Origin of the sequence: Cupriavidus sp. Met-2, from assembly GCF_049843575.1 — a bacterium.
Lineage (GTDB): Bacteria > Pseudomonadota > Gammaproteobacteria > Burkholderiales > Burkholderiaceae > Cupriavidus > Cupriavidus metallidurans.
The window spans coordinates 325851-348929 of record NZ_JBBHZL010000005.1 but is presented as its reverse complement, the minus strand read 5'-3'; the positions used below and the strand labels follow the sequence as shown (position 1 = coordinate 348929).

General features: G+C 60.3%; 28 protein-coding genes and 2 pseudogenes. 10 read left to right on the top strand and 20 right to left on the bottom strand.

Annotated features, from left to right (window positions below; all coding sequences use genetic code 11):
- Window positions 1–1116, top strand: coding sequence for a porin (locus tag WD006_RS14200; RefSeq protein WP_011519596.1), 1116 nt, complete (start codon window positions 1–3; stop codon window positions 1114–1116).
- A 33-nt stretch (window positions 1117–1149) separates the two neighbouring features.
- Here WD006_RS14200 and WD006_RS14195 read toward each other — a convergent pair whose 3' ends face one another.
- Together WD006_RS14195 and WD006_RS14190 are read right to left on the bottom strand one after the other, a co-directional pair.
- A complete protein-coding gene (locus WD006_RS14195; RefSeq protein WP_011519595.1) occupies window positions 1150–1536 on the bottom strand; it encodes a VOC family protein in 387 nt (128 codons plus the stop codon).
- Window positions 1537–1887: 351 nt separating this feature from the next.
- Window positions 1888–2130 carry a LysR substrate-binding domain-containing protein gene (locus WD006_RS14190; RefSeq protein WP_029309753.1) on the bottom strand — a complete coding sequence of 81 codons (243 nt, stop codon included), beginning with the start codon at window positions 2128–2130 and terminating at the stop codon, window positions 1888–1890.
- A 734-nt stretch (window positions 2131–2864) separates the two neighbouring features.
- Here WD006_RS14190 and WD006_RS14185 point away from each other — a divergent pair.
- On the top strand, window positions 2865–4772 hold the full coding sequence (locus WD006_RS14185; RefSeq protein WP_231108944.1) for a Kelch repeat-containing protein: 1908 nt from the start codon (window positions 2865–2867) through the stop codon (window positions 4770–4772).
- A 10-nt stretch (window positions 4773–4782) separates the two neighbouring features.
- Here the strand turns inward: WD006_RS14185 and WD006_RS14180 are convergent, their stop codons facing one another.
- Window positions 4783–5472, bottom strand: a complete 690-nt coding sequence (locus WD006_RS14180; RefSeq protein WP_011519592.1) for a potassium channel family protein — start codon at window positions 5470–5472, stop codon at window positions 4783–4785.
- Between the two features lie 19 nt (window positions 5473–5491).
- Window positions 5492–6169 carry a carbonic anhydrase gene (locus WD006_RS14175; protein WP_011519591.1) on the bottom strand — a complete coding sequence of 226 codons (678 nt, stop codon included), beginning with the start codon at window positions 6167–6169 and terminating at the stop codon, window positions 5492–5494.
- A 704-nt stretch (window positions 6170–6873) separates the two neighbouring features.
- On the opposite strand from WD006_RS14175, the gene WD006_RS14170 reads away from it, so the two are divergent.
- Window positions 6874–7302: a PaaI family thioesterase gene (locus tag WD006_RS14170; protein WP_011519589.1), complete on the top strand. Its 429-nt coding sequence runs from the start codon at window positions 6874–6876 to the stop codon at window positions 7300–7302.
- A gap of 300 nt (window positions 7303–7602) precedes the next feature.
- Here WD006_RS14170 and WD006_RS14165 read toward each other — a convergent pair whose 3' ends face one another.
- A complete protein-coding gene (locus tag WD006_RS14165) occupies window positions 7603–8058 on the bottom strand; it encodes a hypothetical protein (RefSeq protein WP_062794393.1) in 456 nt (151 codons plus the stop codon).
- Window positions 8059–8183: 125 nt separating this feature from the next.
- Window positions 8184–8380, bottom strand: a pseudogene (locus WD006_RS14160) (transposase zinc-binding domain-containing protein); the annotation flags it as partial.
- A gap of 738 nt (window positions 8381–9118) precedes the next feature.
- Here WD006_RS14160 and WD006_RS14155 point away from each other — a divergent pair.
- From WD006_RS14155 to WD006_RS14140, 4 genes are all read left to right on the top strand, one after another.
- Window positions 9119–9637, top strand: coding sequence for a hypothetical protein (locus WD006_RS14155; RefSeq protein ID WP_029306595.1), 519 nt, complete (start codon window positions 9119–9121; stop codon window positions 9635–9637).
- Window positions 9638–9722: 85 nt separating this feature from the next.
- Complete coding sequence (locus WD006_RS14150) at window positions 9723–9959, top strand: hypothetical protein (protein ID WP_029306594.1); 237 nt, start codon at window positions 9723–9725, stop codon at window positions 9957–9959.
- A 331-nt stretch (window positions 9960–10290) separates the two neighbouring features.
- Complete coding sequence (locus WD006_RS14145; protein WP_223277372.1) at window positions 10291–10476, top strand: hypothetical protein; 186 nt, start codon at window positions 10291–10293, stop codon at window positions 10474–10476.
- A 187-nt stretch (window positions 10477–10663) separates the two neighbouring features.
- Window positions 10664–11119 (top strand): hypothetical protein, encoded by a 456-nt coding sequence (locus WD006_RS14140; RefSeq protein ID WP_011519583.1) that lies wholly within the window; start codon window positions 10664–10666, stop codon window positions 11117–11119.
- 129 nt (window positions 11120–11248) lie between these two features.
- Here the strand turns inward: WD006_RS14140 and WD006_RS14135 are convergent, their stop codons facing one another.
- On the bottom strand, window positions 11249–11980 hold the full coding sequence (locus WD006_RS14135) for a S1 family peptidase (RefSeq protein WP_029306592.1): 732 nt from the start codon (window positions 11978–11980) through the stop codon (window positions 11249–11251).
- A 146-nt stretch (window positions 11981–12126) separates the two neighbouring features.
- Here WD006_RS14135 and WD006_RS14130 point away from each other — a divergent pair, with 146 nt between their 5' ends.
- A complete protein-coding gene (locus WD006_RS14130; RefSeq protein WP_227874121.1) occupies window positions 12127–12399 on the top strand; it encodes a DUF2188 domain-containing protein in 273 nt (90 codons plus the stop codon).
- A 121-nt stretch (window positions 12400–12520) separates the two neighbouring features.
- Here the strand turns inward: WD006_RS14130 and infA are convergent, their stop codons facing one another.
- From infA to WD006_RS14105, 5 genes are all read right to left on the bottom strand, one after another.
- Window positions 12521–12742 (bottom strand): translation initiation factor IF-1, encoded by a 222-nt coding sequence (infA, locus tag WD006_RS14125; protein ID WP_008646230.1) that lies wholly within the window; start codon window positions 12740–12742, stop codon window positions 12521–12523.
- A gap of 27 nt (window positions 12743–12769) precedes the next feature.
- Complete coding sequence (locus tag WD006_RS14120) at window positions 12770–13033, bottom strand: isochorismatase (RefSeq protein WP_080711350.1); 264 nt, start codon at window positions 13031–13033, stop codon at window positions 12770–12772.
- A gap of 429 nt (window positions 13034–13462) precedes the next feature.
- Window positions 13463–13894, bottom strand: a complete 432-nt coding sequence (locus WD006_RS14115) for a hypothetical protein (protein WP_029306590.1) — start codon at window positions 13892–13894, stop codon at window positions 13463–13465.
- A 128-nt stretch (window positions 13895–14022) separates the two neighbouring features.
- Window positions 14023–14307, bottom strand: coding sequence for a hypothetical protein (locus WD006_RS14110; protein WP_011519578.1), 285 nt, complete (start codon window positions 14305–14307; stop codon window positions 14023–14025).
- A gap of 213 nt (window positions 14308–14520) precedes the next feature.
- Window positions 14521–14751: a hypothetical protein gene (locus WD006_RS14105; protein WP_104669896.1), complete on the bottom strand. Its 231-nt coding sequence runs from the start codon at window positions 14749–14751 to the stop codon at window positions 14521–14523.
- A gap of 1144 nt (window positions 14752–15895) precedes the next feature.
- Here WD006_RS14105 and WD006_RS14100 point away from each other — a divergent pair.
- Complete coding sequence (locus WD006_RS14100) at window positions 15896–16099, top strand: cold-shock protein (RefSeq protein WP_008646235.1); 204 nt, start codon at window positions 15896–15898, stop codon at window positions 16097–16099.
- A 341-nt stretch (window positions 16100–16440) separates the two neighbouring features.
- On the opposite strand, the gene WD006_RS14095 is transcribed toward WD006_RS14100, so the two are convergent.
- The 7 genes and pseudogenes from WD006_RS14095 to WD006_RS14065 form a co-directional block, all read right to left on the bottom strand.
- On the bottom strand, window positions 16441–16815 hold the full coding sequence (locus WD006_RS14095; RefSeq protein ID WP_011519574.1) for an NUDIX hydrolase: 375 nt from the start codon (window positions 16813–16815) through the stop codon (window positions 16441–16443).
- A gap of 138 nt (window positions 16816–16953) precedes the next feature.
- A pseudogene (locus WD006_RS14090) lies at window positions 16954–17328 on the bottom strand (LysR family transcriptional regulator); the annotation flags it as partial.
- A 21-nt stretch (window positions 17329–17349) separates the two neighbouring features.
- Window positions 17350–17589, bottom strand: coding sequence for an autotransporter domain-containing protein (locus WD006_RS14085; RefSeq protein ID WP_011519572.1), 240 nt, complete (start codon window positions 17587–17589; stop codon window positions 17350–17352).
- Window positions 17590–17694: 105 nt separating this feature from the next.
- Window positions 17695–18012: a high-potential iron-sulfur protein gene (locus WD006_RS14080; RefSeq protein WP_017512246.1), complete on the bottom strand. Its 318-nt coding sequence runs from the start codon at window positions 18010–18012 to the stop codon at window positions 17695–17697.
- 179 nt (window positions 18013–18191) lie between these two features.
- A complete protein-coding gene (locus WD006_RS14075; RefSeq protein ID WP_029306588.1) occupies window positions 18192–20114 on the bottom strand; it encodes a sensor histidine kinase in 1923 nt (640 codons plus the stop codon).
- Window positions 20111–20806 carry a LuxR C-terminal-related transcriptional regulator gene (locus WD006_RS14070; RefSeq protein ID WP_011519569.1) on the bottom strand — a complete coding sequence of 232 codons (696 nt, stop codon included), beginning with the start codon at window positions 20804–20806 and terminating at the stop codon, window positions 20111–20113. The genes WD006_RS14075 and WD006_RS14070 overlap by 4 nt, the downstream gene beginning before the upstream one ends.
- A 225-nt stretch (window positions 20807–21031) precedes the next feature.
- A complete protein-coding gene (locus tag WD006_RS14065) occupies window positions 21032–21196 on the bottom strand; it encodes a hypothetical protein (RefSeq protein WP_155714385.1) in 165 nt (54 codons plus the stop codon).
- Window positions 21197–21389: 193 nt separating this feature from the next.
- Here WD006_RS14065 and WD006_RS14060 point away from each other — a divergent pair, with 193 nt between their 5' ends.
- Entirely contained in the window at window positions 21390–21548 is a 159-nt protein-coding gene (locus WD006_RS14060) for an autotransporter outer membrane beta-barrel domain-containing protein (protein WP_141192963.1), read from the top strand.
- Between the two features lie 228 nt (window positions 21549–21776).
- Here WD006_RS14060 and WD006_RS14055 read toward each other — a convergent pair whose 3' ends face one another.
- A complete protein-coding gene (locus tag WD006_RS14055) occupies window positions 21777–23075 on the bottom strand; it encodes a DUF1254 domain-containing protein (RefSeq protein WP_029306586.1) in 1299 nt (432 codons plus the stop codon).
- Window positions 23076–23079 lie beyond the last annotated feature (4 nt).

The window sequence follows — 23079 nt, the reverse complement described above, 5'->3', positions numbered from 1 at the left end:
ATGGAACCGTTGTACCGGGGGCGGCTCGCACCGTTCGTTGCCTCTTTTCCCGTGCTGCTCTGTGCAGCCACCCCAGCCGCCGCCCAGAGCGACGGCGTGCAGATCTACGGTTTCATCAAGGAGAACGTCGAGTCGATCCAGATTTCCGGGAACGGGCGCAGCCAGTCCCTGGCACGCCTGTCCAACGATCTGTCGGTGCTCGGCTTTCGCGGCGGGGAGTCGCTGGGAGGCGGCAACCGTGCCTTCTTCCAGATCGAGACGAACCTGCGCATGGACGGCACCGGCACCGCGCAGATCGGTGACCGCAATACTGCCGTTGGTCTGAGCGGCCCCTGGGGGCAGTTCTGGATGGGGCAGTGGGAGATGCCTCTGCGCTACGTGTCGGTGTACAAGGTGGACCCGTTCACGGCAGGGATCTTTGCGTCCAACTCGATCATGGGGAATGGCTTCGTGACCGCCGCGAATGGCGTCTCGCCGCAGTCGTTTGACCGTCGCCAGCCCAACCTTGTCCAGTACGCCACGCCGGACTGGGGCGGTGTTTCGGCGCGCGTGGCGGTATCGATGCCGGAAAACCGCACGGCCACCACGAATCCGATTGCCTGGTCTGGGCTGGTCAGCTACGAATCCGGCCAATGGTATGCGGCGTGGGGCCACGAGTACCACGGCGATTATTTCTATAGTGGCTCGCACGACTACGCCGATCGGGTCGGACTGGTGTACGCCATCGGCGGCGTCAGATTGCGCGCCGCCTATGAGCGACTCAGCTACGAGCCTGCGCCGGGGCAGTCGGTGCGGCGCGATGCGTGGCAGGCTGCGGCTACCTACAACCGCGGGCCACATACGTTCCGTGCGTCGTACACGCAGGGGGGCAATGCCCACGGCAACACCGTCCAGGCCGTGGGCGGTATCGGCCTGCCGGGCACTGATTCCGGCGCGTGGCAGGTGTCGCTGGGCTATGGCTATACGCTGTCAAAGCGCACCGAACTCTGGGCGGCCTATACGCGTCTGGTTAACCACGCCACCGCCAGCTACAACCTGTCGGCCAATTCCGTGCCCGGCCTGAAGGCAGGCGATGCGGTCAGCGGCTTCGGTCTGGGCATCACCCACAATTTCTGATCCCCCATCGTTGCCGCCTTCAACCGAAAGTTGTCAGGCGGCCTGGTGGCAGACTGCTTCGATGTTGTGGCCGTCTGGATCGAGAACGAAGGCGCCGTAGTAGTCCGGATGATAATGCGGTCGCAACCCGGGGCCACCGTTGTCGCGGCCGCCGGCCGCCATGGCGGCCTTGTAGAACGCATCGACTTCCGCCCGGCTGTCTACGCGGAAAGCGACGTGCAGCGGTGGCTTGTTGGGGGCGCCCGAAATAATCCAGAACTCCGGCTTTCCCGGCGGCCCGAATCCGGCCACGTCAGTGTGTCCAGTCACGCTGGCCGGAATTTCCATGATCTTGACGATGCCAATCGCGCCAAGCGCAGCAGCGTAGAAGTCCAGACTCCGGGAGAAATCGCTAACGTTGACGCCGGTATGGTCGATCATCAGTTCTCACCTCTCACAATCAACAGGTAGGTAGTCCGCATGGGTGCATCCACCGCACGACTCGCGAGACGATACCTGAACAGATAGTACGGCTCAAGCGGCGGTGTTCCTTGCCTGAAGCCAGTTATTGGGAGAGCAGGGGAATAGCTCGATATAGCTCGATCGCAACTCCGCGCGCATCTTTTGCATTGGCCGTTGCCACGTCGGACAGCGCGTTCGGTACTGGAAGCTGTTCGGCGCTGGTAGCGATGGCTCCTGTTCTCGTGCAGGTATGCTCAGCAGGCGACCGCGCACATGTGATATTCGGCCAGCACGTCGACACGTAGGCAGTCCAGCCGTTCATTGTTGAGCTCATCGGGCGCGAGCGCCCCCGACGATGCAATCGATTTCGCCCAGCAGCAGGTCGGCGATGAGCTGACTCGCTTGCGCTTCACGGATCTGGACGAAGACATTCGGCATGCGTCGTCGTAACTCGACGATACCGTGCGGCAATGAGGTAGAGCCGGAAAGGGTGCCGATACGCAGCATCCCGCTGGCGCCCGCGCGCATCACGGTGGCCTGCTGCTGGGCTGCTGCGAGTTCTGCCACCAGCATCCCGGAGCGATGCAGCTCCGCCCTCAGCCCATGCGGCATTGATCATCATCTGTCTCTGCACCGTCCTACTCGCTTGCATTGCATCAGTCGTCATCCGCGTAGGAAAGTAGGACTGTCATTACTTCGAGATCGTGTAAGTACTGGGGAGGCGGATGTCGTCAGACGCCCACAGGCGGTGGCGGACCCCGCTCCGCCATGGCTTGGATCTTCGTTGCGATGGTGTTCTGACCGGCGTCGTTGAATATCAGGCAATGCGATTAGGTGAAGCGGGCCGTCCCGCCACGAGCGATGGCACTTATGCGGCCAGAATTCGTCATCGAGCCGGACACGGAGCTTCTGATGGGCAGAATGCTTTACGTGTTGTTAACGTCTGCCTAAGACTGTGCTCCAGTCAACAAGGGCGGAAAGTGGAAACGGCAGCAATTGGTCGGTCTGAAGCGCGTCGATTCGCATTGGCAGTGTGCCGCCTCCGTGCACCCAGTCACTGCGAGGCTGGCCGCGACTTTTACTCACTTACTGTGAGAATTCGACACAGTCAGTTTGGTACCGTGCCGCGTAACCTATTGATTTGGCGTGGATTTGTGCCCGGATAAACTTGAGGCGGGACATGAAACCTCAAAGTTAATGGGTCCTTCGTCCATCACTGCGCCGCGGAACTGTGATCTATGCTAATTGGATCAAATGACCTGCCGGAGTTTGAGATGGCGAATCTGCGCTGGCTGGCGACTCTGCTCATGTCTCTGCCAATCGTCTTGACAGGGTGTGGTAATGGAGGCGGCGATAGCGGGGGCAATACGACCAACGCTCTGACACCACCCGCCGGCCTGGTCGAGCGTGACGAATCGCCGATCTATGCAGTCGGCGTTCCGGTGGCCCCGGAAACGGTGAGCAATAGCGGGGGTGCCATTTCCCAATGCACGGTGTCTCCGCCGCTGCCTCCGGGCCTTAGCCTCGATCCGCAGAGTTGTACGATCAGCGGCACACCTACGGGCGACAGCCATGCCACGGTCTACACGATCACCGCGAGTAACGCTGCGGGCAGTTCGACAACCCGGGTCGAGATCGAAGTCAAGGACGTTCCCATCGCGCCAGACGGCCTGGACTACCTGGACCGGTCGGTCATCTACCCGGCCAATGCCCCGATCACGCCCAACACGCCGATCAGCACGGGTGGCGAGATCACGCAGTACAGCGTGTCACCGGCACTGCCGGCGGGCCTTGCGATTGACCCGCAGACCGGCGTGATTACCGGCACCCCCACTGCAGTGACGGCATCGGCGGTCTATACGGTGACCGGCGCCAACAGCGTGGACAGTGTCCAGGCCCTGCTGACCATCGAAGTGGCCGCGGTGGCGGTGCCGCCGGTCGGCCTAGTCTATGTGGATCGGCTGCCCGAATACATTGTCGGCGTGCCGATCACGTACAACGAGCCCGCCTACACCGGCGGCGAAGTCACCCAGTTTTCGATATCCCCCGCCTTGCCGGCGGGATTGACCCTCAACACGCAGAGCGGGGTCATCAGCGGTACGCCGACTGCTGAACTAGCCCAGAAAACGTTTGTCATTGTGGCCAGCAATAGCGCCGGCAGCGTCACCGCGCAGATCACCCTGAAGGTGGCCACAGCCCAGGTCGGTAGTTGGCAGCCCGCCGACGCCATGACTCTTGGTCGCTTCCGGCATACGGCCACGCTGTTGCCAGACGGTCGAGTCCTGGTGGCGGCAGGGAACAGGAAGCAGGCGACCTCCGCTGCCGAGTTGTTTGATCCGTCCACGAACGGCTGGACACGAACTGGCAGCCTGGCGCGGAGCCGGCAAGCGCACTCCGCCACGCTTCTGTCCGACGGTCGGGTCCTGGTGGCGGGGGGATTCGGCACCGGCGGAGGGAACGCGCTGTCCTCGGCGGAACTGTTCGACCCGGCCGCGGGTAGCTGGTCGCAGACCGGCAGCCTGGGCCAGCAGCGTGACAGCCACACCGCCACGCTGTTGCTCGATGGCCGCGTGCTGGTGGCAGGCGGCGAGGGGCAAGGAGGCAGTACGGGCGCACTGGCGTCGACCGAACTCTACGATCCGGCCACGGGCACCTGGTCGCCGACCGGCAATCTTGGCCAAGCCCGCAAGCAACACACCGCCACATTGCTGCCGAACGGCAGGGTCCTGGTGGCCGGCGGGGAAGATGCCGGCGGCGGCGCACTGGCCTCGGCCGAACTATATGATCCCGCCACGGGGACTTGGTCTTCGACCGGCAGCATGAGCCAGGCCCGCAACGCCCATGCGGCCGCGCAACTGACCGACGGCAGCGTGCTCGCAGTCGGGGGATTCGATGGCACAAATGCGCTCGCAACCGCTGAACTCTACGATCCCGCGGCGGGTACGTGGTCAACGACAGGCAGCTTGCAACAGGCACGTGACTTCCATACCGCCACGCGCATGGCAAGCGGACGAGTCCTGGTGGCTGGCGGTACAGACGGCAGTGACTTGTTCGTGAGCGAGTTGTACAACCCCACGACCGGAAATTGGTCCCAGGTCGGCAGTCTTGAGCAAATGCGCGAGCAACACACAGCAACATTGCTGACGGACGGCAGGGTTCTCGTCACAGGTGGCATTGGACGCGGAATACTGTCCTACACCGAGTTGTTCCACTAGCTCGAGGGCACTAGGATTTGTCGTCCGTGTAACTCTCTCGCGGCGGATACACGCCAGCGAGGCGGGCGATCAGGATCGCGACGAACAAGCTGCCGGTGATCTGTTCCACCATGCACATGCCGCGTGCCGGGCGCGTGAGTGGCGTGATGTCGCCGAAGCCTGTGCTCGTGAGGACGGTTATGCTGAAGTAAAGCGCGTCGGCGTAGACGAGCCTCCCCGGCTGCCCGACGACCATGTACGACTGCGGATAGAAGAATCCGATACTCGCGTAGACGTACGCCCAGAGGACGCCGATCAACAGATAGGCGGCAGCGGCGCCAAACAGCTTGTCCGGCGTCATGATCCTGGGCTGGAAGACATAGCGGAGAAGATACGCGACGGTGATGAAGTAGAGCGCAACGCTGAACAGCCAGGATATGGCGAGGCTGCTGTCGTCATCGTGCCAAAGGCCGAGGTACTGAAACCACATGGCCGGAACGGCAAGTAACAGCACGATCACGAACGACAGGGTTGTGCGGCCGACGGCTGCCACGGTCGCCAGCAGCAGAAACATATTGACGATGTTCAGGACGAGGCGGCCACTGTCGGTCGGTGGGACAAACGACACCGCGCCGATGAGCGTGAGCAACACCACAAAGAGCCAGAAACAGCGCTGGTAGAAAATGCGAGAGAGCGCGTCGCGCGTGGTACGGATGGCCATCCTGATATCGTCCCGGCCCTCACCGCGCGCGCGAGGCAAGGCGCGAAGCAAGCCGCTCGGCCAGCGCGCGGTCAATGACCTCGAACGAACGGCTCGCCCGCTCATAGGCGTACATGTCGCCGGTCGCTATGTCGAACCACCAGCCGCTTAATACCAACGCCCCGGCCATAACTTGCCGGCGTACGATCGGGTAAGTCATCAGATGTTCGATCTGCACGAGGACATTGAGTTGTGACAGCTGGTCGTGCGGCTTCAGGCTTTCATCGAGCGCACCCTCGTGTTCGAGGCGGAACGCCGCGTTGCTGGCGTGGTAAAGCCATTTATCAAGATTTGGTGCTTTCAGCTTCGGGTTGCGTGAATAGACCGCTTTCATAGCGCCGCATTCGGAATGCCCACACACGACAATATTCGCGACCTTTAGCACCAACACCGCGTACTCGATTGCGCTTGCCTCGGAGAGATCGCCGGTCGAGACCCCTTCCGCGGTTGCAGGGGGTATCAGATTGCCAACGTTGCGCATCGTAAAAAGATCGCCGGGATGCGTCGATGCGAGCAGGTCCGGAACAACCCGACTATCCGAGCACGTGATGAAGAGCGCATCAGGCGTTTGCGCGAGCGCGAGCTTGCTGAACTGTTCTGCGTACCGCGGTAGCATCTTCTCGCGAAATTCCACAATGCCCATTATGAGTTTGCGCATGACGTGCTGCCGACATTGTTGAGCCTGACAATTCTTCCGCTCCTCGCTAGACCCGGGTACGTGTGAGCCTCAGTCATGGCCCAGGCCGCTGTGCGCCAGTCATCATGGTTTCCTGGAGTGGTACCGGAACATGCTCACTACGGTCCTGCGGTGGCGAGATGTAGCCAACTATGCATCGAAAGGGCGATCAATCGGGCTGGGGTACGTTTCATCATCGGGAATTGCGATGGACCAGGTTGTCGCCACGTTGCTTCTCGATCTATTCACACACGCCGGATGTCATGAGGTCGGTGCGGAAGCAAACACAGCTTGGGACGGGCTATCGTCGTACCGTTGAGGAAGGGCATGTCCGTGATCGTCGATTGTCGGTTCACCTCTCAATCTATTCAGTTGTTGTCGATTGCGGGCTGAATCAGAGCATACTGCTTACTGCCGAGTGCACATGAATGTGCGGTCGCCCACGAAAAGGCGTAGTTGAATGCCAAAATTCGCTCGCGCTTGTTAGTCTCTTCCCTCTACGCCGGCATACGTATTTGCCGATCTTGAGCAGGCAGCGGTCTGTCTGCGCAGCGAGTGCGCATCGATTATGGCTCGATGCCGGATTGCTGCAGGAAGATTCTTCGTTAGGGTGTCCGTTTGTCGCTGCAGCCTGAACAGGAAGGCCCGTAGAATGCGAGATTGCCCTGTAACCATCGAGGTAACTAATGGACATTAATCCCCCCGTTACGCTGGAAGAATGGAACGCGGCCGGTGCTGATTATTTGCCTGGCCTTCTTGGCATGTGCTTTGTCAAAGTGGAGCCGGATGAAGTAGTGGCGACGCTTGAGGTGCGTCGTGCCTTGGGCGCCTGGAATGGCTACTTGCATGCGGGAACGGTAGTCTCGCTCGCGGACACATGCTGCGGCTATGGAACCGTGCGAAGCTTACCAGCCGGGGCCAGCGGGTTCACCACAGTGGAACTCAAGAGCAACATGCTTGGAACGGCCCGCGATGGCATTGTGATTTGCACCGCGCGCCCCATTCACAAAGGGCGCACGACTCAGGTCTGGGATGCTGAGGTCCGCCGCGGTGGCGACAACGCCCTGATCGCTAGTTTTCGCAACACACAATTGATTCTCTGGCCCAAAGGGTAATCGCTGCGGCTCGTCGTTCTCGGCCGCTGGATGGTCTGCATGGCCATCCAGCATTCAGCGGCACTCATAGGTTGAATGCGCGCTTGGCATGCTTTTGGCTCTTCCCTTGGGTCTGCTTTCACGGGCGTTCTTCTCTGAAGGTTGCCAGTCGCCAACTGGACTTCGTGAATTAGCAGCGCGTGCGGCGCTACAGCATGAAGGTTGCGCTGCGCCGCGAGATTCCCCGGACCTGCGCGGCTCTCTAGCTGTTGTCAGCTCACACTGCGATCGACAATGAGGGCAATCGGGATCAGATCCCAATCACTTCGCCGGATTTGCCAGGGACCGCGCACTATTTGCTCTGACGGCCTCCGGTTCTACCTGCATCAGGTCCTGTACCGCACTCCGAATAGCACTCAGCAAGCATGCTTCCTTGCGCGCGTAGTCCAAGGTGCCTGAGTTTCGTTGGAGATGGGTGGAAGTCAGTCGCCACGCCGGAATCGGCAATGTCTGCTTATCTGGGGACTGCCGTCGGCTCACGCCGGCGATAGCCATGCAGACGTTGTCTTGACCAACTTGCGCATGTTGGAAGATCACGACGACAGAGTACGTGTTGGCATCGAAGACCTGAGTGAATCTATCAGTGACAAGGTCCGAGATCTTGTCGCCAACGTTTTCAACACCGTCGCCGTAGGTGCGCGTACTGAACATGCCGGCGTGGGCAACTGAACAAAGCGTTGTGAGCGCAATTGTCGTAATAATTTTTCCAAGTGACATCAATTGGTCCTAGAAAGCAAGCTAAACCCATGCTTATCGGGATGAACCGACGTGATGTTCACCCCTCTCAAGAAGGGCTGCAAAAGCCTGCCGGCATTGATGCGATCGAGGGCTTCGATTAGGCCGCTGCCCTGACACTTCGGGCAATGCCGGTTGCGGCAGGAGTTACAGGGCACCTCGAACTTGGCGCAATCGGAACGGTGCAAGACAAGCTCGTCCTATGCCCCGGTGCGGCACTGTTCGATGCCCGACATGACATGCAACTGCCCGAGGTTCAAGCTGGTGGACCGTGGAGGCGGAAGATATCCGCGACCTCGAGCACAATGCGCTCGGCCCCAGGCCCCGCTGTCGGAGCGCAGACTCTCGAATCTGTATGTCTTCGATCATGCGCTGGCGTAGCGGGCTGATGGTGGGCGTCGCAACTGACATGGTTCAGTCCGTTGATCGCGTAGGCGAGGGGCCTTGGTGGACCAACCTCTGGAAGCCGGACCGCGCAACGGGCCGTATGATCAGACAGGGATGGATCGTCTTCGGCGCGTGGTTCGAGCTTGATCGGAAGTACACGACGCAACGCTTGCCGAGCCATTTTGTAAGGACGATAGGAGGGGATGCAACGTCCCCCTATACTCTTAGCTAGAGCGTTCCCGATGATCATGGGTTTTCGGAGCGCCTTCGCTCGTTTCCGGGCTTCCCCCTCGACGACGTCTGAGGACTGGTGACTCCTAAAGTCACTCACGGGCATTTCCTGGAAACTCCATGCAAGATGCCACGCGGCGACGCCTGCTCGGCAACATCCACGATATTCGAGAAAGTCGGCCGTGCGCGAGGATCGATGCAATCGATGCCCGGCGACTGCGATCCTTCTCGACCGAAGCGTACCCATCACGCACCTTATGCGTGACCACCTGGTCGGCAAGGAGACCAGGATTCATACGCATAGTGGCCACTCAATGGCATGGGCAGTCACGCTATTGTTCGACTGGGATCGCGCTGAGGCGAAATCACTCCACAGTCGTCCGTCGGCTCGTCGGCAACAAATAATGCGGAGTGAGGTAACACCATGCGTACGTTGCTGTATTTCATTCTAAAAGACGTCGTCACGGCGCGATTGGCACAAGCACGACTCGGCGAACTTGCCAATACATCAGCACTAACTGTGGGGCCTTGGTTTTCCCAGCGTGACAGTCAGCCAGTGGATGGGTTGCCAAGCATCGACGTTGGTCAGACCACGTATCGCGAAGAACTAGCGACCAGCGGAATCTTTGTCGGCGCGATCATCGCCGCGCTGGCTGTTTTGAGATACGGAGTCTCAGTCGGTACAAGTGCCACTGCCATTTCCTATGTTGGTGCGATGACGCTAGGCGCCATGACCGGCTGGTGGGTCGGCGGATTGGTCGGTACCAGGATTGGCCGTCTCGGACTGCGGCGGCAGAAAGCGCAAATGACACCAGACCAGTTGCTGATGATCTCCAGTTGCGACTCGAAATCCAAGGAGTCCACGAAGCAGTTGATTCACGAACTGGGTGGTGTAGCGATTGACGAGCACAACGACCTGATGCCGAACCTCAGGTGGGCATGATTGCCTGGCCTCCAACTATCTGCGATGTCACCTTCGATTTCGGGCCTGACCTTGCGAAGAATGTCAAAACGACTTGGAGATGAGCATGCAACGCACGACAGAGTACAGAGGTTTCGCAATACGCATTGATCTGTTAAACACGTCCGAGGGGATGTTTGATACTTGGTTTCAGATCAAGGGGCCGATTCGAACCCGTGATGCAGTCTACGGTGCGCGCCTCAAGGTGTTGGGGTCCCCGTTTTCGCGCCGCTGGGCACATTTAGTGGGCGAGCTCGCCGCACGGGCGTCCATTGACCAGATCCTGGATGTTGACGAATACTAGATGGATTCTGACGGCTTCTCACCAAAGCTACGGTGGTGCGCTACGTTGTAGCAGTAGACCATGCAGGCACGTGACCCACGGTCTTGTTTGGCGTTGCGCTTGCATCCCGTTAGGCCAGGTCGTCACGCGAAACCAGAGACATAATTTGTGCAGCAATCGCACGCAGACGCTCCGGGCCGCGCATGCTCCACGTACTCCTGCCCTGGACAGGCGTGTTAAGGTGCGCAATGGGGCTGCTCACATGGCGTTGGCTGCGATTGATATCCTCAGGGGTATCGAGGGTTACTAAATCATGCTGAATCTGAATACGAGAACTATGTTCGAGAGTCTGATGTACAAGGATCGCCACCTGAAGTTTGACGTTGTCGAAAGGACATACGGGGACTGGTGCTGGACCTATACCATCGACGGCCGCACAACATTCAGCAGCCATGGAAACAGCTATCCTACCCGCGAGCTTGCTGCAATCGACGCAATGGACGAAGCGTTGCTTCGGATCGACAAGAATCCGGTCTAATCACACACTGCGGTCCTAAGTCCTCATCCCAAGGAGAATCAGGTTGGGCATGATCAACTCTGCTGAGTTTCCTTGCTCGATAGCTTTCGACTGAGGCTTCACGATCGGCCGGGTCTGCGTACTGGCGGCCGTCGATGGTGGAGCGTTCTTTCGCCATGCTAGGCTTGCGCTAACCTGGGAGTTTGAAATGGCTACCACCTACAGGCGGCACATCATCAACTGCAATCCGCAATTGCTTGCCAGTGGCGAGTACAACCCCCGCCTGATTGTGACGGAGCATCAAGCTGATGCGGCAATTGATCATGTGATCGATCTTGGTCCCGATGTCTATCGAACAGCGCAAGAGGCATCGCAGAAGGCTGAAAGAGCTGGCATGCGTTGGGTCGATGCGAGGGTGGGTCCGGTCCATCGGCACGGAGACTTCGGCTACGAAGTCTCCGCTGCATCCAAAGAGCGAGCGCAGTGGACAGGTGAAGTTCGGATATATGGTTCCAGCTCCCCGGCCAACATCTTCGATCGAAGAACGGACTACCTCGTCGCTCCCGGCATATTCCGTTCTGATGGCGAGGCTATGGTTGTCGCGCGAGCCTATGCTATCCAGATAATCGACGCTGGCACCATGTTCACGTGGGCGGACGTGTAGGACACGTCAACGCCCCACCGCGCAATCACAGGCTGTTTTTCCAGTCGTCTTTTCATGCGCCATCCCTGCTATGGCAAGTACTGCCGCATGCAACGAATGATGCCGCTGCTGCCAGTTTTCGCCTGCAAGTCATTTTCCCGTGAGCGGCAGCAAGATGTCGGCGTACCAGGCGGAGTTCAAACCTAGGGCTTCGTCTAGTTCGAAGTCCCGCGAGCTCACGTCCAATCGAGCCGAATGAATGCCGAGCAGCATCCATGGCAGCGCGTGCGTGCCGGCATCGGTACTAAGGATGCGCGTGACGACCGGTGCGCCGCTGGTGCCGCGATGCGTCCGGGCATCAGTCAGGAAGTAGCCTTTCCCCTTAAAGCGCATGCCGAATGAGGAAGCGATGACCGCCTGCCGCACCACGGGTAAATGATGAAGCGTGTCATGAAAGCCAAGCGGGAAGCCAACAATTAGTAAAGAAGTGCCCGCTTCGATGGGGTCGTGCGACCTATGCAGGTGGGCGGGCGTAAACGCCCGATAAACCATCTCTGGCGGCAACGCAGCGCGGTCGAGTTCGATTACGCCCACGTCGATCCCGCCGGCGGTATCGAGCCCATCGCGCCAGACACTCTTGCCATCGCGATACAGCAGAATGGAGAAGCCGATGGACTCCGCCATGTTTTCCGGATTGACATGTAACTCGATCTCGATCCGGTCAGGAAAGTGCTTGCTTGGCTCATCGAACAGCACATGCCGGCTTGTCACAACAAACAGGCGATTATCTCGTTCGAAGAAAAAACCGGTGGCATTGGTCAGCGCCTGCTGCCCATCGAATGTCGCAACGCGCGTGGCAACCAGCAGGATGGGTTCGATCATCATTTCACCATTCTCACCTGTCTGCTTACAAGACAAGCATAGTTGGTTTGTGCTGGATTGCCCGAAACGTCGCGGACAGTCAGCTGTCTATGCGCAACGGAGGTGCGTTACCCGTCGTGGGACAGCGCCTGATTGCGGAGACCCACTTGGCTACGCGAGACTGTCAGTACAGCGCCATCAGCCTGGGGGCAATCATGGCTTCTCGAAATATCCACGTCATGCCGGATGACGACCGAGGTTGGATTGTGGTCGTGGAGGGACCGAACGGCGCTACCGTTCTGTTTCCAACAGAAGTTGAGGCAATCGCGGCTGCCACAGACGCCGCGAAGCAGGACGGGGTCAAGCTCTTCATTCATGACCAAGATGGCCAGATCAAAGAGCGGAAATCCTTCGATCCATTGAACCATCGAAAACCCTGACGGCGCGGATGTTGTGCGCGGAATCGCTCCTCCACGCCGCGCCGTCGTTATCGCGTAACCCCGACCGCCAGTACGATCGACAGAGGCTCTACAGCCTGGCGAGCCCGTCGCCAACTGGCAATCAAGACTTGTGACGATAGTTGATACGCCCTTTCGTAAGGTCGTATGGTGACATTTCAAGCGTAACGCGGTCCCCCGCGAGAACACGTATGCGATTCTTTTTGAGACGACCCGAGGAATAGGCCCACACCTCGAACCCGTTCTCAAGGATGACGCGAAAGCGGTTGTCCGGAAGTACTTCCGAAACCTTTCCACCAAATTCAACCAATTCTTCTTTAGCCATGTATTGCTCCGGTAGTGTCAGGCGGGGTCACACGCATTGCGTAGGGAGGTTCGTAGGGTGCCGTTCAAATGACTGCCGTCCCATGTGGGCAACAACGCCGTCACCAGCGTTGCGGGCCGCCTGTTTGGCCTTGGCTTCCGAGCCATGGGTGACGTGGCGCATCGAAACGTTTGCGACTACGCGTTCGGCGCCGCCTCGATACTCGGAGATCATGTAGCTTGCGAACCAGATGCCTGGTTCTTGCTGAATTGGGTAAACGGAAACGGTAAAGGGAGTGAAATCTTGATTCAAATTGTTCTCTGTTTCGAGTCGGCGCTGCTCCTAGGCAAGGGCAGGTCGATCGGGGTTCGTCGTAACCACCAATCCAAATGGTGGCCCTACTGAGCAGAAATGGGTCACGTCGTCGATGCGCGTGCTGAGGCGGGTGGCGACAGGCGCAACATTGACCTTACTTGCGCAAGCCAGCGACGTTGTGTACATGCGCTGTGTTGCGGAGCGGCTGTGCCGCCGGTCGGATATGGTTACGGGCAGTAGTTGCCTCGAAGACCCGGAGTACACCCGGGTGGCCGATGACGCTCTTCTAGTGATGATGTCGTCCTGGCGGCGCACGCGTCGAAGATCATCGACGGCAGCGCATCGTACCACCTTTACGCAATCCTTGCCGGCGAGAGGCGTGCCTGCCAGCACTTTGGCGAGCGTGGAGTTGTGTGCCCAACGTTCCTAGCAGTCGTTTCGTTGCTGCTCCTCCAGGATGTTTCGGTGGAGCTTGCGCAAGGTATTGAGTGCGTGGGGATCGTTCGGTTGCTCCATCGCGGCGTCAACAGATCGCGCTTGATAACCCAAGGCTTCGCACGCTTCAGCGCGGGATTGATTTACGCCCGATGCCATCTTGATTCTGGCTTCGTGACCGCGCATCGTCTCTCGCTCCAAGGCGCGGTCAGACAGGAAGGTCGCTTCGTTTTCTCGCACGTGCTCGCTCTTTCCAAGCACCGAGACGCTGCCGTGGTGCGAGCCGTCAACGACTCCGTAGCCATCTGGGCACGCCGAGTCTTGGGTGTAAAGCGTCTTGCCACTGCCTTCGCAGCGTATTGCATGTGCGGAGGACGCTGTTGTCAGCATCATGCCAAGCAGCGCTGCTCTGATGAGTGCCATGGTAGGTTTCGCGGTCCAAGATGCGGCGTAAGGATGATGAGCCTACGGCCTTTGGTCAGGGCGCGCTCGATGACTACTCGGGGAGGGCGAACGGCGCTGTTGCTGCGCGGCGCGTTGAGCGTTCTCGATCAAAGGCCAGCTAGCGACTCACCTACGACCTGGCCGTCAATGATGTGCTCGCCATGTCGTATGGCCGCACGCTTTGCTAACCCTAAGTCAGCCCAGTGCATGTCTGGGACGTGAAACACCCGCGCGCAATTTCCGCTCGGTGGCTCACCTTCCCGACAGATGACCACGGACGCGCTGTATGAGCGGTCTGGTCGGCGCTCGTGCCATTCGCGAGGCGAGTCGAACTTGTAGACCAACGGGTAGATATCAAAGCCCTTGCAGTTTGCAGCAGGGTAGTTGTCCATTATGTCGCTCCACGTAGGGTACGTTCCGGCACGCGCTTTCCGTCACGGCGGTCAGGTGCGCCACCAATGCTTGAGAGTTGCCACCATCGCCTTGGCAGACTGTCTCGTACCTTCAATCCACATGCAGGTGGCTAGCGATTGACGGTCGTGCGCCGCTGCGAACAGCGCATGGAATCAGTCTTGTGGCTTTCCATGGTGAGACGCGGCGCTTCGTCAAGCCATGCCATAAATCAGATCGACGGCGAACCTGCCATAGTGAAGCGCTGCCTGCTCCGCCGCCGCGTGTGTGTAGTAATCATCCTCTTCGTCGAAGGATTCAAAAAATATCCGATCGTCCCTGTCTGCCGTATATCGGATGGCCATCCGATAGCGCCATTTCGGCCCGGGGGCACACGTTTGAATGGGCTCGCCGGGTTCCTCGAATGCCGCGACATGTATGTACATGCCTCGGTATCCTTGGCACAGCCATCTCATTCGTGCCGGCATGGTAGACGTTCCTCAAATTGCATCTGTCCTAGCTGCCGATGACGATCGTGGCGCCAGCGCATACCATCACCAGCAATGATGTGGAGTAGCTGAGCGCGCTAACCCAGTAGAGCGCGCGGCTCGGTGTCTCGCTTCGTCGGTGGTGCCACTCAAATAGTTGCGAGAGAACAAGCAATGCGAAACTGGAAAAGTAGATTGCCAACACACGCTTCTCCCGCAGATGATTGGCCTCTTCCCACGGTTTGCCGGTTCAGTAACGCCGGACGAGGCGTGGCGGAACAGAAAGGAAGCAAGCGCGTACCGGAGCGGACTGGCGCGTGGATTCGCTCGCATCGCGATGGATGCGAGGGGGCCATGCGCCATTGATTCGAATCAGGGATGTGCTCGTCTCCGTCGTTGTCTCGCGCAATCTACGCCGCCAATAATTGCGGCGCAGCGAGAAGATCAAGGAGACGGCATTGAAGAGGGGCCCCGTAGAGGCGGGCAAGTCAATCCAGGTGGCGTGGCTGCTTGAAGATCCTGCTCAATCTGTTATACGGGGCTTTCCTACCGTAGTCAATGAAACTCTGCCGCTCAAATCTGGACGCGGTCCGATTCAAGATGGTGTGGCGTTGATCCGCGTACTTGGATCGAGATGATGCTGTTGTGTGAGGCGCGATTCAGGAGTGCATGTTCTGGGAAACTGCCGTCTTGAGGCGCGAGTTTCGATGCGGTCGCGTTCGATCACTGTACGTCGATGCTGGCCCAGAGCAACCGGGGGCGCGACGCATCACTGTGAGGCAGTTTGCGCAGAGGCATATGGAGACCTCTTGTACTGAAGGAATGCGACTGTAGTATGCGGCGTTGAAAAGCCAGGGGTTGTTTCGCCGAAGGTCCGTTCATTGCCTCGCGCCGCGCTTGCAAGATACGTATCGATTGTCGTGAGATGTTCATTGACCGAGGTGCGGTGTACCTGTATAAGTATGATCGCAGGATCTTCAAGCGTAACCTCGAAGCGTTAGGTGTTTACCTCGGCAGCACCACTTTCTCTCCATGTTTCCTCCTTGATCGTCATGCCTCGTCCGCTATTTCGGCACGGCGAGAATTTTTAAGGAATTTCTACATGGAAACCGGTACTGTAAAGTGGTTTAACGATTCAAAGGGTTTTGGTTTCATCACGCCGGATGCAGGCGGAGACGACCTGTTTGCCCATTTTTCCGAAGTGCAAGGTAATGGGTTCAAGTCGCTTCAGGAAGGCCAGAAAGTGCGCTATGTGGCCGGCGTAGGCCAGAAGGGCCCCGCGGCGACCAAGATCGAACCGATCTAAGGTAGCCCTCGAAGTTGCGCAAGAAGCCCTGCCGGGAGAAAACCGGCGGGGCTTTTTCTATTTCGTGACGACGAAATAGGTGCGGCGCGATGGGTACAGAAGAGCAAGCAATTGTGCAAGGCCGCCGCGGTGGCCCTGGCCCGGCTAAAGTGATTGGTAGCGGCTGGCGACTGTCAGAATCGGCCCTTCGAAATTTGGACGATGCTGGCGAGTCCGGCCGCATCGCTGGCGCAGTTGCCAGCCTGTAGGCTAATGCGTGCAGCATGGGCATTCCCGTCGCTCGCGCCAGTTTGAATTTGCGCACGGAGCAGCGAATGTCCGCAAGTGGTCTGCCCCGAGTTCTAACGCTGGCGCTCCGCCCAGACGCTCTCAATGATGTGACGGGTCGTTGGGCTAATGATGATCTTTCCCAACTCGGCTTGCGAAAACCACTGGCAGCCCTGGATTTCCTTGCTTGGCTTCGGCACGGCCGATTTCCCAATATTCGCGACGAAGACGTGGTGCACGGTGGTTGCGCCAACGACTTGAAACAAGAATCCGAGCCCGCGAGCCAGTAACGTGGTCTCCTCCAGAAGTTCCCGGCCTGCTGCGTCAGCAAACGTCTCGTTCTTTGTCGGACGGCCACCCGGTAGCGCCCATCTGCTGCCGTCCTTTGAAACCAGTAGCACGCGGTCGCCGCGCGCGCAAACTACGGTGGCCCTTACCTTTGTTTTCATGGTTCGAGTGGAGAAAATCCATGCCTGGCGGGCATCATACCGGGAGATTGCCGCTTTGCAGAAGCCGGCAGTCTAGGCGAGGTCCTCCGTGATGCAAGCGGCCGAAGGGTAGCTTGACGCGTATCGGCGGGCATGACCGCCGAATCGTATCGCCACATCGAAGCCATCCGTGATCATGTCGCCTAGCTCGTCGCGCGTAATCAACTCGAGTTGCAAGTCGGGGTGACGTTGCAGGAACGCCCCAAGCCGCGAACCTAGCATCAGCCGAGAGAGGAACGGGTCGATGTTGACGCGAAGGCGCCCATTGATAGTCTTCGCACTTCCGCTTGCTGACGCAGTGATGGCGTCGAGGGTTGCGATCAACGGTATGACCTGCTCGTAAAACGATCGACCCTCATCAGTCATCGGAATGGAGCGCGTAGTACGGTCGAAGAGCCGCAACCCGAGTTGTTCTTCGCGGCGCGCAATCGCACGACTGACACCTGGCTGCGACATGGCGAGCGCGTCGCCCGAGAACGGCCTACCAAGTGTACTTCACGCCCACACGCAGCGCGTAGTGGTAGAAGCTCTGCGCGCCCCACGCCCCGACACATTGGTCCATCCAGTCCAGCGCTTGCTGAACTGGGCATTGGCACCAATTTTCACCTCATAGCGGTTGCTCGGATACATGCTGCCCAGCGGTAGTTCGTTGAACGAGATGTTGCTGGACACACCGGTGTGCCACCAGTTCAGCGTCAGGTAAGGCTGCCACTTGGTCTTGCCTTCCTCGCGCACATACCAGGACTCTCACCTCGCTTCGACCAAGAATCGCGCGAGATTAAAAAGGGGGGAGTTCGAGGCGTCTTATCGTGCGAATCCTCCAAGTCAATACTGCGTGGATCAAGCCTTCTTCACATACGAGTTACACCATCCATTCGCGGAGACCTGCTTGCCGGCGAAGATTGGACAGGGCCCCCATGCATCGCCTGGCTTGCCCTGGTATAGCTGGCAATTGCTGCACTTCTGACTGACGTCGTGTTTCGCGAATTTGGCTTTGTCGACCTTGCTTGTATCGTGCTTGTATCCCAGCGCTACCGCTTGAGGGTCCTTCTCATCCAGTTTCGCAGTAGTTTGCGCTTCCGCCTTGCCATCAACCCCGGCCACGGTGGCCAGAACAACTCCCGAAATACTCGATAAAAATCGCCTTCGATTCGTCATCGCGATACCTCCTCCAGGTTGAAACTCGCAAGGATGCGCGAGTGCATCCAGACGTCGGCAGCGCGAGCGCGTTGCCGAATGAATCTTCAACTCTTCTTATAGGTCGCGCGGGCGATGGATGCTGTCAGTGATTGTCCGACGTTGCGCGAGTAGTGACGCGGAAGGCAGCGCCCCGTGCTTTACAACGACGCTTGCAGTGCCTTGGGAGTGTCTTCGCCGTCCGTTTGTGGCGGCTGGGTGGGTTTGAGTGCCAGTTCAGCTTTCAGCATGGTGTGGCCTGGCTGCGAGCTCACGGTCAGTGTGCCGCCCACGCGCGCGATGCGCAGGTGCATGCTGCGCATCCCCACGCTCATGCCGGCCTGCCGCACCGCCGCGACGTCGAAGCCGACGCCGTCGTCGTCGATGCTCAGCAACAGCCGATTGGCGTCGGGGAGTTCCAGGCAAACGCGCACGCGCCGCGCGCGGCTGTGCTTGACAACGTTGGTCAGTGACTCTTCCAGCAGGCGGATCAGCGCCAGGCATTGCAGGGCGGAGGGCGGTGTCCGCCACTGGGCGGGGCACTGCCAGTCGATGGCGATGCCCAGTTCGTCGAACAGCTCCGTAAAGCGGTAGCGCAGAGGCGCGATCCATTCCAGTGGCGTCGCCGGTACCTCGACGCCAACACTGGCGCTGCTGTCGATGGTCTGGCGCAGGTCATCGCGAATCAGCTTGAGCATGGAAAGCACTTGCTGGCGCTGCAGCGGTGCCTCGCTCTGTTCGACCAGGGCCATCATGTGCACCAGCGATCCGCCCACGCCGTCATGCAGGTCGTGCGCGATCTGCAGGCGTTCTTGCAGACGGGTGTTGCCCAGCGTCAGCGCGTGCTCGCGCGCCAGGGTCGTGGCCAGTTCGGCGCGGGCATCGGTGATGCCGTCGGCCAGTTCCTGGTTGAACTGCTCGATACGACGTACGTTGTGCGCGTGGCGCAGCCCCAGGATGCCGGATAGGCATAGGGTGACCACAATGCTGGTGTAAGGCGAGATTGGGTACGACCCGCGGAGAACGGCCAGCAACAGCAGGAGGTCGTGCAGGCTGGCGGCTAGCAGGATCAGCAGGCAGCCTGCCAGCAGCGCGTGTTCCCGCTGGCGTGTGCGCAGCGCATGGAACGGAAACTGCAGGCCATTGAGGTAGAAGATCGCGGCGGCAACCATGACGCCCACCAACTGCGCATGACCCACGTACGCATCCGGCACCACCACCTGGGTGGCCAGCAGTATGCCGGTGATCCACCACAGTGCCCGTTCGATGCGCGGCAGGTGCTGCCCGCCAAAGCGCCAGGTGAACACACAGAAGCAGGCGATGGACAACAGCAGCGCCATGGTGTTGAAACGCGCCACCGTCAGCGTACTGTGCCATGGCCAGGGGGTGGTCACCAGCACGTTGGCGATGAACAGTACCCAGAACAGGTACATGAGCACGTACCAGCCATAAGCGGTCTGCTCGCGCCGCACCACCCAGATGCAGAAGAACAGTGCCGCCATCACGCCCGAGACGATGATGTTGATCATGAACAGCGTGCGATGGCGCCACCAGATTTCGTCATAGCGCTGCTGCATCGCCAGCGAATCGCCAACGAAGACCGGCCCCAGCCCCAGGGACTGCCCGGCCACACCCACCACGCGCACCCAGAGCGTGTTCACGCCGTCATGAATCCAGGCTTCGGGCAGGCGCCAATGGCGCGGCAGGTTCCAGCTCCGCGACAGCGGCTCGATGAGTTGCGCGTCGCGCCACAGCGGCTCGTCGTTGATGAAGGCTTCGCCCGCCATCACCACCGATTGCAGTACCAGCGCGACCGGTTCGCGCAGTGTGCCCGGGCATTCGCGCTGCCAGTCGATGCGATACCAGACGCTGCCGCCGAAGCCGGGCTGGCGGCGGTTCCAGTCGTCGGGCAATGTGACCGAGCGCCACTGCGAGGGATCGGGGCGCGCGCCGTGTGGGCCCGCTTCGGCCGTGCTGACGGTGAGGATGCGCACCGAACATTGGGCCGTTGGTGTCTGCGCCCAGGCCGACGCCGCAACCAGCCACAGCACGAGGTGCGCGAGGCAGGCGAGCCAGCGCTTCATCCCAGCAAGCCACGCGAGCGCGCCGCGTTGATCGCCCTGGTGCGCGACGAGACGGCGAGCTTGCGATAGATATGCTTGATGTGGCATTCCACGGTGTAGCGCGAGAGGAACAGGCGCTCGGCGATCTCGCGGTTGCCCAGCCCATCTGCCACCAGTCGCAGGATCTGGTGTTCGCGCGGGCTCAGGCGTTCGGTCGATGGTTCGGGTGTCTGGGCATTGGCCGACTCGCTCGGGCCGGGATGCAGTTCCTCAATGATGCGCCGGGCGATGAACGGGTCGATGGGCGCGCCGCCGCGCAGCACGCTGCGCAGGGCCAGTGCAACTTCAAGATCGTCGCGTTCCTTGACCACGTAGCCGGTGGCCCCGGCACGCAGGGCGGCCAGGATCGCATCCTGGGTGCTCCATGCGGAAATCACGAGAATGCCCAGTCCGGGGTCGGCCGCGCGCAACTCGGCGATCAGGTCGATGCCGCTGCCATCGGGCAGGCCCAGGTCCACCAGTGCCAGCGCCACGGGCTGGTCCGTCACGCGGGCGCGTGCTTCGGCCAGCGAAGCGGCCAGTACAAGCGCATCTGGCGCATAGCCGAGCTGTTGCAGCAGGTTCTCCAGCCGGCGAGAGACCAATGGGTCGTCCTCCACCAGCAACGCCGGCGCAGGCAAGGTCAGATCGGCGGCAAGCGTGCGCAAGGGCATCGGCCCGGGCTCCCAGAAGAGACGAATCAGCGCGCATTATGCGGCGCGCCGACCACACCGGGCCATCCCTTGAAACCAGTATTTAGTGGGGGTATTTCGCCGGGATTCGCGGTGGTGCCGTCGCCCTGCTGGCGCATCGCGGCGAAATACCAGTTTGTAGTGATAGGCAGGCGTTGCCGTCACTTATCTAATTGCCTCCTGCCTCAAGACACGTCCAAGACACGGTCAGGGCACGGGTGGCAGACCGGACATCCCGGCTGCCAGGTTACGCATTCCTATTCCAAACACCGCACCACGCCGGGTCACGCACACGGCGTGTATGCCATTGGTCATCAAGTTGGTCATCGAGTCGGTCATCGACTTGGCCACCGGCTCCGGGGAAGTCGTCATGAATCTGAAGCGAATCATCAAGCGTTGCGGCCGCCAGCCTGCCACCGACACAGCGCAGCAAGTCGAATCGGGACAACTCCCATCCCCGCGCGGCGGACGGACGGAAAGACGCCATTGGCACCGGCGCGCGGTATAGCGCCCTCCCGATACCACCAGGCACCGCACGACTCCCACGGTTCTCGGCGCCTTTGCCGTGGCCGGGGTGCCGATCGCCAAGGACAGCGCCGTGATCGAGGCCGGATTTGACGTCAAGGTCGGCCGCATGGCAACGCTGGGTCTGGCCTATCAGGGGCAGATCGCTGGCAATGCCCAGGACCATGGCGTCCAGGGCACGCTCAATGTTCGCTTCTGAGTACGGGCAGGCAGCGCCAATCGCTCACTAATATATGAAAACGAATCGGGGATTCGCCGATGCGATGACGCCGGAAAATGATTCCAACCCCTATGGGCGGGCCGTGCCCCGCTTGCGCGACAGCGAGATGCGCAAGCTTCTTAAAGGAACCTGCCGGGCGACTGCAAGGGCGGCGCGTTCTGACGGCTGTCAGGCGGGGCACCGACGCATCGGACCACCCCGCCCCGGTTACCCGGCGACGCGCTCCGTGTCCGCCATCACGAACCGGTGCTCGATCAGGTCGGCCTGCGGGTGGTAGTACCGCAGGGCCATCGAGAACCGGCCAGCAGGCGCGGGCAGCCAATTGGCGGTGCCGGCCTCGGGTTGCGCGTGCTGGATGGCGATGTCGAGCGATCCGTCCGCATTGCGTATCAGTCCAGGCGTGCGGTCCCCAATCGCATAACGGCGGATCGGGTTGGCTGTGAAGAAGCGCCGGCCATCCGGTTCGAACTCGTACATCGACAACGACCAGAATGCGTCCACGGGCATGTTCGCGGGCACATGCAGCCGATAGCGGTGCCCACCGTCGAATGCCTGTCCGTCGCCATCCACCAGGGCGGTTGCATAGATTGCCTCCGCGCGCTCTAGCGCGCCGAGTCCGACGAGCGCGATGTAGGCGCGGTACACGAAGTCCTTGCCAAAGTTGCCGATGTGGTCCGTGCCGCTGAGCCACGAGCCCTTGGGGCCGCTTCGACGGATGCTGCCCTTGGGCGGGTGTTCGAGCCGGTGGCGCAGCGCCGGCCACAGTCGTGTCCAGGCATCGCGCACCTGCGGATCGAGCGTGCTCCATGCATCCAGCGAGCCAGCCCGGATGCCAAGATCGGCCCACCCGTCGACCATGAACTGTTCGTCGGCGGGTACGCCGTTGCGCGCCAGGGCCTCGTTGACGAGCGACAGATATGCCGCCGGACTGGATTCGTCGGGTGTGGTGACGAACCGTTCGGGTTCCCTGGCGCTGGCCTGCAACTGCATCTGCTCCTGAAGTGCATGCACGGCGGGCGCATCGTGTTCGCCGTCGATGAGCGTGCGCGTCAGCAGCCAGACATCGTTGCAAGGCGCCCGGACCAGCGTCGCGCCGACCGGTAGCGCCTTTGCCGCGCTGGCATGGTGTGCCGGGCCAGCTATCACGAACGTGTGGGCACCAGGGCCGTTGGTGCGCGGGCCCAAGCAGGCGAAGTTGTTTGTGAAGGCATCGAGCAGTGCCACGCTGTAGTAGCGGTCACCCATGTCAGGCATCGCCAGCGTCACGGGTGCGTCGGACAGGTCGAGCCACGCCGACGAGTACAACGTGTCGTTATTGGGCATTGTCACCTGCCGGGCGCGATCGTCCAGCAGGTGCCGGCTGTGATGCAGCCGGTTGGGCGGCTTGCCGCGCGTGGCTTCCTGCTGTGTGAGGCGCCAGCGCGTACGCGCCACGTCATGCAAGGGGAAGGTGTAGACGAAGGCGTCGCCAATACGCTGGTCAAGTGTGGTGGCGTTCAGGGTCATGGTG